A 13,184-nucleotide genomic window follows, 5' to 3' on the forward strand; every position below is an offset into this window, starting at 1 on the left:
TCCAAGGGCGGCGCTCTCCCCTGCCCCCGCCCAGAAGAATTGACCCTCCAGAGGGACTGAAAAATGAACGAACTTACCAACTTCGCGAACCCGCTCGCCAAGCCGGAAACCTTCGACCAGATCCAGATCGGGATCGCGTCGCCGGACCGCATCCGCAGCTGGTCGTTCGGCGAGATCAAGAAGCCCGAGACGATCAACTACCGCACGTTCAAGCCCGAGCGTGACGGCCTGTTCTGCGCGCGCATCTTCGGTCCGATCAAGGACTACGAATGCCTGTGCGGCAAGTACAAGCGCATGAAGTACAAGGGCATCGTCTGCGAAAAGTGCGGCGTGGAAGTGACCGTCTCGAAGGTCCGCCGCGAGCGCATGGGCCATATCGAACTGGCCGCCCCGGTCGCGCACATCTGGTTCCTGAAGAGCCTGCCGTCGCGCATCGGCCTGCTGCTCGACATGCAGCTCAAGCAGCTCGAGCGCGTCCTGTACTTCGAGAGCTACATCGTCACCGAGCCGGGCCTGACCCCGCTCGAGAAGTTCCAGCTCCTCACCGAGGACGAGCTGCTCGACGCGCAGGACGAATATGGCGAGGACGCGTTCTCGGCCGGCATCGGCGCCGAGGCGGTCAAGATCATGCTCATGGATCTCGACCTGGAAGGCGAGCGCAAGGAGCTCCTCGAGGAGCTGGCGGTCACCAAGTCGGAACTGAAGCCCAAGAAGATCATCAAGCGCCTGAAGGTCGTCGAGAGCTTCATCGATTCGGGCAACCGCCCCGAGTGGATGATCCTCGACGTCGTGCCGGTCATCCCGCCCGAGCTGCGCCCGCTGGTGCCGCTGGACGGCGGCCGCTTCGCGACTTCGGATCTCAACGATCTGTATCGCCGCGTGATCAACCGCAACAACCGCCTGAAGCGCCTGATGGAGCTGCGTGCGCCGGACATCATCGTCCGCAACGAAAAGCGCATGCTCCAGGAAGCCGTCGACGCGCTGTTCGACAACGGCCGCCGCGGCCGCACCATCACCGGTGCGAACAAGCGTCCGCTCAAGTCGCTGTCCGACATGCTCAAGGGCAAGCAGGGCCGCTTCCGTCAGAACCTGCTCGGCAAGCGCGTCGACTATTCGGGCCGCTCGGTCATCGTGACCGGTCCGGAGCTCAAGCTGCACCAGTGCGGCCTGCCGAAGAAGATGGCGCTCGAGCTGTTCAAGCCGTTCATCTATGCCCGCCTGGACGCCAAGGGTCTCTCGATGACCCTGAAGCAGGCCAAGAAGTGGGTCGAGAAGGAGCGCAAGGAAGTCTGGGACATCCTGGACGAAGTGATCCGCGAGCACCCGGTTCTGCTGAACCGCGCGCCGACGCTCCACCGCCTGGGCATCCAGGCGTTCGAGCCGGTGCTGATCGAGGGCAAGGCGATCCAGCTCCACCCGCTGGTCTGCTCGGCCTTCAACGCCGACTTCGACGGTGACCAGATGGCCGTCCACGTTCCGCTGAGCCTCGAGGCCCAGCTGGAAGCGCGCGTCCTGATGATGTCGACCAACAACATCCTGAGCCCCGCGAACGGCAAGCCGATCATCGTGCCGTCGCAGGACATGGTGCTGGGTCTCTATTACCTGTCGATGCTCAAGGAAGGCGAGCCGGGCGAAGGCATGCTGCTGGGCGACATGGCCGAAGTGCACCAGGCGCTCGAGGCCGGCGCGGTCACCCTGCACACCAAGGTGATCAGCCGCGTCCCGCAGACCGACGAAGAGGGCAACCAGTACCTCAAGCGCTTCGAGACCACGCCGGGCCGCATGCTGCTCGGCGAGTGCCTCCCGAAGAGCCACAAGGTGCCGTTCGACACCGTCAACCGCCTCCTCACCAAGAAGGATGTGGGCGACGTGATCGACGAGGTCTATCGCCACACCGGCCAGAAGGAGACCGTGCTGTTCGCCGACGCGATCATGGCGCTCGGCTTCCGGCACGCCTTCCGTGCGGGCATCTCGTTCGGCAAGGACGACATGATCATCCCGCAGCAGAAGGAAGCGATGGTCGACGAGACCCGCGCCCTGGTGAAGGACTATGAGCAGCAATATCAGGACGGCCTGATCACGCAGCAGGAGAAGTACAACAAGGTGATCGACGCCTGGAGCCGTTGCGGCGACCAGGTGGCGGCGGCCATGATGGACGAGATCAAGGCGGTGAAGCGCTACGAGGACGGCCCCAATGCCGGCCGCGAGAAGCCGATCAACGCGATCTACATGATGGCCCACTCGGGTGCGCGTGGTTCGCAGGCGCAGATCAAGCAGCTTGCCGGCATGCGCGGCCTGATGGCCAAGCCGTCGGGCGAGATCATCGAGACGCCGATCATCTCGAACTTCAAGGAAGGCCTGACCGTCCTTGAGTATTTCAACTCCACCCACGGTGCTCGTAAGGGTCTCGCGGACACGGCACTGAAGACGGCGAACTCGGGTTACCTGACCCGCCGTCTGGTCGACGTGTCGCAGGACTGCGTGATCATGGAGCTGGACTGCGGGACCGAGCGGGCGCTGGAAATGCGCGCGATCGTCCAGGGCGGCTCGACCATCGCGTCGCTCGGCGAGCGTATTCTCGGTCGCACGACCGCGGAGGACGTGGTCGACGCCAAGACCGGCGAAGTCGTCATCCCGACGGGCACCCTGCTCGACGAGGCGGCAGTCGCGAAGATCGAGGCGCTGAACATCCCGGGCATGAAGATCCGCTCGCCGCTGGTCTGCGAAGCCAAGATCGGCGTCTGCGGCAAGTGCTATGGCCGCGACCTCGCCCGCGGTACGCCGGTGAACATCGGCGAAGCCGTCGGCGTCATCGCAGCGCAGTCGATCGGTGAGCCGGGCACGCAGCTGACGATGCGTACCTTCCACATCGGCGGCGCGGCGCAGCTCAACGAGCAGTCCAACCTCGAAGCCCCCGTGGACGGCAAGGTCGAGTTCCGCGACGTTCGCATCATCGAAGACCAGCGTGGCCGCCGCGTGGTGCTCAGCCGTTCGGCCGAGCTGGCGATCCTGGACATGGACGGGCGCGAGCTCGCCGTGCACAAGATCCCGTACGGCGCCTATGTGATGTTCGACGATGGCCATATCGTCTCGAAGGGCGATCGCATGGCCGAATGGGATCCGTTCACCATGCCGGTGATCACGGAAACCGGCGGCGTCGTGAAGTACCAGGACCTGCTCGAGGGCAAGACGCTCACCGAACAGACCGACGAAGCGACCGGCATCGCCCAGCGCGTCGTCACCGAGTATCGCGTCGCCAGCAAGTCGAAGGAGGACCTGCGTCCTCGCCTGACCCTGACCGGCGACAATGCCGCCGAGGCCGCCCGCTACATGCTGGCCCCCGGCGCGGTGCTCTCGGTCGAGGACGGTGCGACGGTGCAGGCCGGCGACGTGCTCGCCCGTGTGGCGCGCGAAAGCGCGAAGACCCGCGACATCACCGGCGGCCTGCCGCGCGTCGCCGAGCTCTTCGAGGCGCGCAAGCCCAAGGAGAACGCGATCATCGCCAAGGTCTCGGGCCGTGTCGTGTTCGGCAAGGACTACAAGGCCAAGCGCAAGATCGGCATCATGCCGGACGATGGCGGCGAGGTCGTGGAGTATCTGGTTCCGAAGTCGAAGGTGATCGACGTCCAGGAAGGCGACTACGTCAAGCGTGGCGACAACCTGATCGGCGGCTCGCCCGATCCGCACGACATTCTCGAGGTGCTCGGCATCGAGCCGCTCGCGGAATATCTCGTGTCGGAAATCCAGGAAGTCTATCGATTGCAGGGCGTTAAGATCAACGACAAGCACATCGAGGTGATCGTTCGCCAGATGCTGCAGAAGGTCGAGATCACCGATGCCGGCGACACCACCCTGCTCCCCGGCGAGCAGGTGGATCGTTCGGAGATGGACGAGACCAACGAGAAGCTGGCTCCCGGCCAGGCCCCCGCACAGGGCAAGCCGATCCTGCTCGGCATCACCAAGGCGTCGCTGCAGACCCGCAGCTTCATCTCGGCGGCGTCGTTCCAGGAGACCACCCGCGTCCTCACCGAGGCGGCGGTCCAGGGCAAGCAGGACACGCTGATCGGCCTCAAGGAGAATGTGATCGTCGGCCGCCTCATCCCCGCCGGCACCGGCGCGGGCATGAACCGCCTGCGTGTCGCCGCGTCGAGCCGCGACGCTGCCCTGCGCGTCCAGCAGCGTGCGCTGCAGAACGCGCTGGTGGCGCCGAACTCGGCCGCCGAGGAGCATGCCGCCGAGCTCGCCCGCTCGGTGCGTGACTCGGAAGGCACCGGCAGCGATCCGCTCGCCTCGGTCGTGCCCTCGGGCCATGGCACCGACGCGGATGCCGGCGAGTATCTGAACGACGGCGAATGATCGCCTGAGTTCGGCCTCGGCCGACCCACGAAACACCGCCGTCCGGGCAACCGGGCGGCGGTTTTCCTTTGGGCTGGCCTGGCGCCCGCCGGCACGATGGGATCAAGGCCGACGGCCGAGCCGCGACGACCGTGCCTCGCTCCAGCCGCCGACACAGAAAAGCCGCCGCCCGGGATGCCGGACGGCGGCCTCTTTCTTGCGCCGCACGCCCGGCGAGCGGGCGCCCGGAGCCGGCGGCGGGTTATTTCGCCGCCGTGGCCTCGCCCGGCGCCAGGAACTTGATCGCGGTGCCGGTGGCGTTGGTCTTGCCCCAGCTGAGCGCGCTCACGTGCGAATCGCCATATTTGGCGTTGATCACCGCATCGGCGCCCATCTTCTCCGCGCGCTCCCAGAGCTCGCGATAGATCTTGGTCTGCGATGCTTCCTTGCTGAAGATCGTCGCCTTGCGAACGCCGGCCTTCACTTCGCCGAGCACCTTGTAGGGGCGATCCGTGATGTCGGTGGCAAAGACGGGCACGCCAACGTCTTCGTTGACGACGACATAGTGCTTCTCGGCCTTGCCCTTGCTCTTGTCTTGCGCCGAAACCAGCGACGGCGATGCGACCAGAACAGCAACGGCGGCAAGCGCCGAGAGACGCGTGAATTTCATGACTTCCCCCCTTTAGTAACCCGAATCCCCTTCAGGCAAAGCGAACCTGCCCCAAGTCCCCGTAATCGACAAGCGCTTGCCAAATGCTTTGGCAGAAGGAATATTCCCCCAAGGGGGACTTGTCATGATCTTGAGCCTGATGGCCTTTGCGGGGCTGTGCATTGCCGTGCAGGACGTTCCGGCAGCGGCGGCGATGCCGGCGCCGGCGGCCGCGGCGGCATCCACGCCGTTGCTGGTGACGCTGCCGCGCGACACGCCGGTCGAGCTGATCGCGACGCGCGAAGTCAGCACGGCGGACGCAAAGCCGGGCACGCCGATCAAGCTCCAGGTCCGTCGCGCCGTGCTGATCGGCGACCGGGCAGTGATCCCGGCAGGCACGCAGGCCTGGGGCGAGGTGGTGACGGCGACCGACGCCGGCGGGCTGGGCAAGTCCGGCAAGATGACCGCCCGGTTGAAGCATATCCAGCTCGGCGATGTGGCGATCCCGATCGACGGCGAAATCAGCAGCAAGGGCCGCACCGGCTCGGTGGCCGGTGCGGTGCTCACCGGCGGGCTGGTGGGCCTGTTCCATCGCGGCAACAACGCCAAGATCAAGGCCGGTGAGATCGTCAGCAGCTTCGTCACCGAAGATGTCGTCCTCGATTTCTCCGGCGCCGCCGTGAAGCGCGTACCGGCGGCAGAAACCGTCGCGGCGCCGGCCGCGCCGGTGGCGGGCACGTGATGGTCGCCGCGCTCCTGCTGCTCGGGGCGGCGCCTCCGGCGGCGTGCGAGCGAGACCTGGTGCTGGCCGAGGGCACGACGATCCGGCTGCTCACTGCCGAGCGCCTGTCGAGCAAGCACGCCGCCACCGGCGACATGGTGGCGCTCACCGTGGCCGAGGATGTGAAGATCGATGGTCTTGTCGCAATTCCGGCGGCCACGCCCGCCCAGGGGCAGCTAACCGAGGCCAGCGGCACGGGTGGGCTCGGCGCCGCGGGCCGGCTGACGCTCCGCCCCCTCTATCTGCGGCTGGGGGAGACAATCGTCCGGCTCGACGGGCAATCGCGGCGCCATGGCAGCCTTCCCGTGGCGACGGCGGTGGGCATGGCCACGGTGAGCGGCTTGTTCGGCGGGCGCACCGCGGAGATTCCAAGCGGCTCGCCGCTGGAATCGGCGGTCCGGCGCACCGTCACGCTTCACGTCACGCTGCGCGACGGCTGCTGAGCCACCGCATCGGGAGCCCCGGGCGGAATTTTTCACCTCCCTGTCGATTTCCCCGCGCCTCGTTCGTCGTCAGGATAGGAAGCGGATGTCGCTTCGATCCGAGGAGATGAACGATGCGCGTACTGGTGTTCGTGAAGGCGAGCGAGGATAGCGAGAGCGGCGTGCCGCCCACGGCCGAGGCCTGGGCGGCGATGGACGCATTCACCGAGGAACTGGTCCAGGCCGGCGTGTTCGTGGCCGCCGCCGGACTCAAGCCCAGCGTCGAGGGCAAGCGGATCCTCTATCACGGTGCCGAGCGCCGGGTGATCGACGGGCCGTTCGCCGAGGCGCGCGAGCTGGTCGCCGGCTTCTCGATCTGGGAAGTCAAGGACATGGACGAGGCGGTGGCCTGGGCCAAGCGCTGTCCCAACCCGATGTCGGGCACCAGCGAAGTCGAGATCCGCCCCTTTTTCGAGGCGGCGGACCTGGCCGAGTTCCTCACCGAGGAAGCGCTTTCGGCGCCCCGCGAGGGCACGCGCGGCAAGCTCGGCGTCGCCTGAGGCGCGCGAGAAAATATTTTCATTCCCTGTCGATTCCGCGAGTCCCGGATCGTCGTCAGGATGCGGAGCGATGGCGCTTCGAGGAACCCTGGGAGAAGAACGATGCGTATGATGGTTTTCGTGAAGGCGACCGAGGACAGCGAAAAGGGCGTGATGCCCACCACCGAGCTGCTCGACGCGATGATGAAGTATAATGAAGAGCTGGTGAAGGCCGGCATCATGGTAGGCGGCGACGGGCTCAAGCCCAGCTCCGCCGGCAAGCGGGTAGCGTTCGACGGGCCCGGCCGCACCGTGATCGACGGCCCCTTCGCCGAGACCCGCGAGCTCGTCGCCGGCTATTGGCTGTGGGAAGTCAAGGACATGGACGAAGCAGTCGAATGGGTGAAACGCTGCCCCAATCCGATGTTCGGGCCCAGCGAGATCGAGATCCGTCCCTTTTTCGAGATGGAGGATTTCGCCGAGATCGTGACGCCCGAGATCGCCGAGCGCGAAGCCCGGCTGCGCGCCGAGACCGAAGGCCGCTGACACCGCACCGGTCGCCGCCCGCCGCTTGCCCTCGCCGCGCGTGAAGGTCACACAGGCGGCGTGGCGGCGACCGATATCCAGCGCACGATCGAAACGGTCTTCCGGATCGAGCAGCCGCGGCTGATCGCCGGGCTCGCCCGGATGCTGCGCGATATGGGCCGCGCCGAGGAACTGGCCCAGGACGCGCTGCTCGTCGCGCTCGCCGAATGGCCGGCGCGCGGCGTTCCGGACAATCCCGGCGCATGGCTGATGGCGGCGGCCAAGCGCCGCGCGATCGACGGCCTGCGTCGCGACAAGATGCGCGCGCGCAAGCACGAGGAGATCGGCCGCGACCTCGAGACCGCGCGCGACACCAGCGTCGAGGACATGGAGGCGGCCATGGACGACGATGTGGGCGACGAACTGCTCGGCCTGATCTTCACTGCCTGCCATCCGGTGCTCTCGCCCGATGCGCGTGCGGCACTCACGCTGCGCCTGATCGGCGGCCTGGGCACGGACGAGATCGCCCGCGCCTTCCTCACGTCGGAGCCGACGATCGCCCAGCGCATCGTCCGCGCGAAGAAGACGATCGGCCAGGCGGGCCTCACCTTCGAAGTGCCGCGGGGCAGCGAGCGCGCTGGCCGCCTCGCCTCGGTGCTGGAGGTGATCTACCTGATCTTCAACGAAGGCTATGCCGCCACGAGGGGCGAGGATCTGGTGCGGCCGGCGCTCTGCGACGAGGCCCGGCGGCTCGGGCGCATCCTTGCCGGCCTGGCACCCGAGGAGCCGGAGGTACATGGCCTGCTCGCCCTGATGGAGATCCAGTCCTCCCGGCTCGCCGCGCGCACCGCCCGTGACGGGTCGTTCGTGCCGTTGCCGGAGCAGAATCGCGCCCGCTGGGACCACGGCATGATCGCCCGCGGGCTCGCCGCCCTCGACAGGGCCGAAGCGCTGGGCGGAGCCGATGGCCCCTATGCGCTGCAGGCCGCGCTGGCCGCCTGCCATGCCCGGGCACTGACGCCGGAGGCGACCGACTGGCCGCGCATCGCCGGCCTCTACGACCGGTTGCGCACGCTCCTCCCCTCTCCCGTGGTGGATCTCAATCGCGCAGTCGCGCATTCCATGGCCTTCGGACCCGAAGCGGGGCTCGCCATTGCCGACCAGCTCGCCGAAGCGGCGATGCTGCGCAACTATGCGCCCCTCCCCGCCGCGCGCGGCGACTTCCTGTTCCGTGCCGGACGGCTGGAGGAAGCCAGGGCCGAGTTCGTCCGGGCGGCATCGCTCACGCGCAACGAAGGCGAAAGGCGCTTCCTGCTCGGGCGGGCGGAAGCCTGCGGGCCCGCCGCCATGCCATGAGCAATGCGCCGGGGAAGCTGCCTATTCCCGCTCCAGCCGCCACGCCGCGTCGAGATATTTCTCCGCCGCAGCCTTGAGCGCGGGCGCCTTCTCGAAAGCCTGGGCCGGCAGGGGCGCGATGCCGAGCCCCTCCATCACCACCCACAGCGCGAACTTGCGCGAAGGCTCCTGCTCCACGCCGAAATCGATGCGCAGCCGCTCCTCACCGCGCGCGCGGGCAGCATCGTCCAGCGCCTCCGGTTCGTCGGTGCCGAAATAATGGGCGAGCAGTGCGTCGAGGTCCATGCGCCCTACTTCGGCGCATGGACCTCGATCTGCAAGCGGCCGGCCGCTACGCCGCCGCGCCGCCTGCAAGCCATGTGGCACCTTCGGGGCCGAGTTCGGCCAGCGCGGCGGCTTCGTAATCGGCCGCGTCCCTGGCCGTCAGCACATCGCGCCAGCGGCCATTGGTGCCCTTGTTGATGAGAGTCTCGGCGCCGCCCTCCCAGAGCGCGCCGCCCAGCGGGGCGACCTGAGGCGCATTGGCCTTCATCCAGTCGAAGCCGCAATGGCGCAGGATGCGCGGCCAGCTTGCCGGATCGACTTCGATCTCGAGGAAATCGGCTATCCGCCGGATCTCACCCGCCATGTCGCGCTTCAGCGCCTCGAAATGGACGAGATGGACATTGGGCAGGCCGCGCACCGCCCACCAGCTCCGGACATTCTCCCAGAAGGGCCAGAAGGGCGCACCGTCGCCGCCCAGCCATTCGCGGAAATATTCGGCGATATCGGGATTGGCGCGCGGCACCGGCGGGCCGACCCGGCCCGGCGTGTCGTTGAGCATCGCATACCAGGCATCGGCCGCGTGCAGATGACGGTTGTGCAGGCTCCACGCCACGTCACGCCCGTCGCGTGCGACATGGATGTATCTGGCCTGGCGGCTGAATCGCAGCGCATCGACCGGCAGATGCGTCTTCAGGATGCGGCGATGCGTCTGCGCCTCCAGCATGGCGAGCCGCGCCAGCACCGGGCCGACGCGCAAATCGACCCAGGGCGAGATGTCCGCGATCGAAACCTCGGGATCTCCGTTGAACACCAGCTGCGCGACGATCTGCTGCACCCAGCCGGTGCCCGATCCGGCATAGCCGGCCACCACCACATCGTCGCCGCGAAACGCCAGATCGTTCCAGACGGTCGAGTCGAAATGGGCACCATGTAGTTCGCGCAACTTGCGCGGAAACCTCGCCGGAACAGCCTCCGGCGCGAAGGTCACGGGCATTTCGCTTGTCCCACTAGAGTTGCACGGTGCACTATGAACACAACACACCACGGTCAATCAGCAAATCGCGCCAGGCCTTATCAAGAACAACGCGAGTCATAGCCAAGTGTTATGCGAAACCGGATCAACTAAACCTGATCTATAGATTACAATTATTTCACGCGCGCCGGGGCGCTGCTCTCAGAACTCCAGCGTGGCACGCAACGCGATCACGGTGACGCGCGGCGCATCCTCGTCGCCACCGCGATTCCAGATGAACTGCAGGTCCGGCTGCAGCGTCAGGAAGCTGGCGAGGCGATCGGAATAGGTCAGTTCGATCGCATTCTCCGCCGCGGCGGTGCGGGCGCCGCCGGCCCGCAGCAGGTCGCGATAGCCGGTCGACAGATAGGCCTGGTTCACGCCGATCGAGAGCTGGCTGCCGTCGCGACCGGGCACCACATGGGCGGCGCGCAGGCCCGCTTGCCAGCCGCCCTTGTAGGGCGTGGTCCTGCCGTCCGATATCCCGGCGCGGGCGAACAGGCTGGTGGCGAAGGGCCCGTCCTGGTCGCCCAGCGCCTTCTCCGCGATCACATAGGCACCCCGCGCTTTCCGGCGGATCGGATTGCCGGTGTCGTCGGTATCGGCGATATCGTCCTGCCGCCGGGTATAACCCCAGGCGCCGAGCGCCAGCTTGTCGCCGTCCTTCTCCAGCCCCGCCTCGCCGATCAGCAGCGCGCCGTGGTGGAAATCGAGCGCCGAGCCGCGATCGTCGCCAAGCGCGCCTGCGGTGGCATTCAACACCGCTACTCGCGCGAAGCCCGCGCCGCCGAAGCGCTGCTCGACGCGGATCGCCAAGGCGGTGGTCGGAAAGATCGAGGGGCCGTTGGGGCCGGTCGCCGCAATCTCCGAGCCCACGCCGAAGGCCGGGGCGAGCAGCAGGCCCGACGCCTCGCCGGCATAGAATTCGCTGTTGAGGTTGTAGAGGCCGGCCCGCAACGTCGTCGCGCCGCCCAGCTTCTGCTCCACCCAGATCTCGAACAGGCGCAGCTTGGGCGAAGCGACTTCGATATTGTCGACGCCCTGCAGCGTGCCCGCCACGCCATTGGGCCGGCCGCCGAGATTGTTGAGCAGGCCGATATGAAAGCGCGCCTCCTTCCAGCCGATCAGCCGTGCCAGATCCCCATCCGCCTCGATGTTCAGGTCGTCGAGCCCGAAGCTGCGCATCCGGCGGCCGTCGGCGGCGATCCCCGACAGGTCGACGCGATACGTTGCGCCGATATCCAGGGCAGGCTCGCCGGTCTCCTGTGCCAGTGCCGATGTCGAGAAAAGCAATGCGAGCGCCGTCGAGCCCCCGCCAAGCGTCGTCCTACCCATATCCAAGCCCCCGCTCTGTGAAACCCCCCGGACACAATAATAGAGGGCTCCCACCGAGCGGGGGTGGCCGCCCCCTATAATTGGCTCGGAGGCGGACGCCGCGGAGGCTTCCGCACGGGAGACTTCTCGTGAAGATCACGTCGCTGAACAAAGCCACGACGCAGGCCGCCGCCGTCCTGATCGGCATTACCGCCCTTTCCGGGAGCACCGGCCTTTTCATCGTGGCCAAGGAGAATGGCGCGATCGCCGAACAGGCAACCGCGGCCACGCTGCTCCAGAACCATATGGAAGCCGACATGATGCACGACGCGGTGCGCGCGGACGTGCTGGGCGCGCTGCTTGGGGGTGGCGACGCCGCACGCCAGGAGACGCTGAAGGACCTGAAGGAGCATCTCGGCACGCTCTCCGCGGCGATCGACAAGGATGCCGCCTTCACGGGCGTCGACAGCATCGTCGCGGCGACGAGCAAGCTCAAGGCGCCAATGGACGCCTATGCCGCCGCCGCGCAGAAGATCGTCGAAGCCGCCGGCAGCGATCCGGTCGCGGCCCGCGCACAGATGCCGGCCTTCATGGAACAGTTCCGCGCGCTGGAGAAATCGATGGGCGTCGCGTCGGACGCGATCGACACGCATGCGCATCAGATCGCAGCCAGTTCCGCGGCGCTCGGCACCGTGGCGATGATCATCCTGTCCATCACGCTGCTGGCCGGCATGGGTGCAGCGTTCCTGCTCGCCCAGGCCGCGCGCCGCCTGCTGGTTCGCCCGCTGCTCGACCTCGCCGACACGATGCGCGCGCTGGACGGCGGCGACCTGTCGGTCCGCGTTCCCCATGCCGATCGCGAGGATGAACTGGGCGGCATGGCCCAGGCGATCGATGCCTTCCGCGACAAGCTCAAGGCTGCCGAAGCCGCCAAGGAGGCGCAGACCCGCCTGATCGTCGATACGATCGGCACCAGCCTCGATGCGATGGCGCGCGGCGATCTCAGCGTCGAGATCGAAGCCGATCTCACCGGCCCCTTCGCTGCGCTCAAGCGCAGCTTCAACGATGCCGCGCAGGGTCTGCGCACATTGATCGGCAATGTCGTGACCGGCACCGAGAATATCCGCACCGGCGCGAGCGAGATCGCCTCCGCCTCGGAGGACCTTGCCCGCCGCACCGAGAGCAATGCCGCAAGCCTGGAAGAGACTTCCGCTGCCATCCACGCGATCGATCATCGGCTCAAGTCGATCGCGCTCTCGGCCAACGAGACGCTGTCGCGCGCCGATGGCGCCATCGCCGTGGTCGGCAACGGCCGCGCGATCGCCGACGAAGCGGTGCAGGCGATGACGCGGGTGAGCGAGAGCGCCAAGGGCATCGACGGCGTGATCGAGGGGCTGGACAAGATCGCCTTCCAGACCCGCGTGCTCGCGATGAACGCCGCGGTGGAGGCCGGGCGGGCCGGCGAGGCGGGCCGCGGCTTCGCGGTGGTCGCCGACCTGGTGTCGGCGCTGGCGATGCGGGCGGAGGAAGAGGCCGGCCGCGCCCGCGACCAGCTGACCGCCACCCAGACCGACATCGTCGCCGCGGTGGACGCAGTGCAGAAGGTGGATGGCGCCCTGGCCGATATCTCGGGCGATGTCGGCCAGGTCCATGCGCTGATCGGCACCATGGCCGAGGACAACAACGCCCAGTCGCATGCGATCGGCCAGGTGAGCGACGCGGTCGGCGACATGGATCGCGGCACCCAGCAGAACGCCGCCATGGTCGAGGAAACCTCCGCCGCCGCGCGCAACCTCACCCGGGAAGTCGACACGCTGGCCGACAGCGCCGCCAGCTTCACCATCGCCGCGCCGCAAGGCCATCGCTCCACCGGGCAGCGTCCGGCGATGAACGGCACGACGGTCCACTAGGTTGAGAACCCATATTTGTTTCCGTCATCCCCGCCTGCGCGGGGATGACAGAGGAAAGTCGCTGGGATGACGAGGTC

At 67.3% G+C, this 13,184-nt stretch carries 10 protein-coding genes and 1 pseudogene; 7 read left to right on the forward strand and 4 right to left on the reverse strand.

Going from position 1 to position 13,184, the window contains the following annotated elements:
* Positions 1–63: 63 nt before the first annotated feature.
* On the forward strand, positions 64–4,356 hold the full coding sequence (gene rpoC, locus FHR20_RS16925; protein ID WP_167300793.1) for a DNA-directed RNA polymerase subunit beta': 4,293 nt from the start codon (positions 64–66) through the stop codon (positions 4,354–4,356).
* A gap of 241 nt (positions 4,357–4,597) precedes the next feature.
* Here the strand turns inward: rpoC and FHR20_RS16930 are convergent, their stop codons facing one another.
* The gene (locus FHR20_RS16930; protein ID WP_167300794.1) at positions 4,598–5,005 is read right to left on the reverse strand and encodes a heavy metal-binding domain-containing protein; all 408 of its coding nucleotides are present in this window, start codon (positions 5,003–5,005) and stop codon (positions 4,598–4,600) included.
* Between the two features lie 124 nt (positions 5,006–5,129).
* Here FHR20_RS16930 and FHR20_RS16935 point away from each other — a divergent pair, with 124 nt between their 5' ends.
* The 5 genes and pseudogenes from FHR20_RS16935 to FHR20_RS16955 all read left to right on the forward strand — a co-directional run bounded on the left by FHR20_RS16935 (position 5,130) and on the right by FHR20_RS16955 (position 8,607).
* Positions 5,130–5,726, forward strand: a complete 597-nt coding sequence (locus FHR20_RS16935) for a hypothetical protein (protein WP_167300795.1) — start codon at positions 5,130–5,132, stop codon at positions 5,724–5,726.
* Positions 5,726–6,208, forward strand: a complete 483-nt coding sequence (locus FHR20_RS16940) for a hypothetical protein (protein WP_167300796.1) — start codon at positions 5,726–5,728, stop codon at positions 6,206–6,208. The genes FHR20_RS16935 and FHR20_RS16940 overlap by 1 nt, the downstream gene beginning before the upstream one ends.
* 113 nt (positions 6,209–6,321) lie before the next feature.
* Complete coding sequence (locus FHR20_RS16945; protein ID WP_167300797.1) at positions 6,322–6,747, forward strand: YciI family protein; 426 nt, start codon at positions 6,322–6,324, stop codon at positions 6,745–6,747.
* 102 nt (positions 6,748–6,849) lie between these two features.
* Positions 6,850–7,200 (forward strand): annotated as a pseudogene (locus tag FHR20_RS16950) (YciI family protein); the annotation flags it as partial.
* 132 nt (positions 7,201–7,332) lie between these two features.
* Positions 7,333–8,607 carry a DUF6596 domain-containing protein gene (locus FHR20_RS16955; protein WP_167300799.1) on the forward strand — a complete coding sequence of 425 codons (1,275 nt, stop codon included), beginning with the start codon at positions 7,333–7,335 and terminating at the stop codon, positions 8,605–8,607.
* A 21-nt stretch (positions 8,608–8,628) separates the two neighbouring features.
* Here the strand turns inward: FHR20_RS16955 and FHR20_RS16960 are convergent, their stop codons facing one another.
* The 3 genes from FHR20_RS16960 to FHR20_RS16970 all read right to left on the reverse strand — a co-directional run bounded on the left by FHR20_RS16960 (position 8,629) and on the right by FHR20_RS16970 (position 11,218).
* Complete coding sequence (locus FHR20_RS16960; protein ID WP_167300800.1) at positions 8,629–8,892, reverse strand: hypothetical protein; 264 nt, start codon at positions 8,890–8,892, stop codon at positions 8,629–8,631.
* A gap of 46 nt (positions 8,893–8,938) precedes the next feature.
* The gene (locus FHR20_RS16965; protein ID WP_208413694.1) at positions 8,939–9,814 is read right to left on the reverse strand and encodes a sulfotransferase domain-containing protein; all 876 of its coding nucleotides are present in this window, start codon (positions 9,812–9,814) and stop codon (positions 8,939–8,941) included.
* A 231-nt stretch (positions 9,815–10,045) separates the two neighbouring features.
* On the reverse strand, positions 10,046–11,218 hold the full coding sequence (locus FHR20_RS16970; RefSeq protein ID WP_243857490.1) for a carbohydrate porin: 1,173 nt from the start codon (positions 11,216–11,218) through the stop codon (positions 10,046–10,048).
* Positions 11,219–11,346: 128 nt separating this feature from the next.
* Between FHR20_RS16970 and FHR20_RS16975 the strand changes: the two genes are divergently transcribed.
* Positions 11,347–13,107, forward strand: coding sequence for a methyl-accepting chemotaxis protein (locus FHR20_RS16975; protein ID WP_286710739.1), 1,761 nt, complete (start codon positions 11,347–11,349; stop codon positions 13,105–13,107).
* Positions 13,108–13,184 lie beyond the last annotated feature (77 nt).

The organism is Sphingomonas leidyi (assembly GCF_011761945.1).
GTDB classification, from domain to species: domain Bacteria; phylum Pseudomonadota; class Alphaproteobacteria; order Sphingomonadales; family Sphingomonadaceae; genus Sphingomonas; species Sphingomonas leidyi.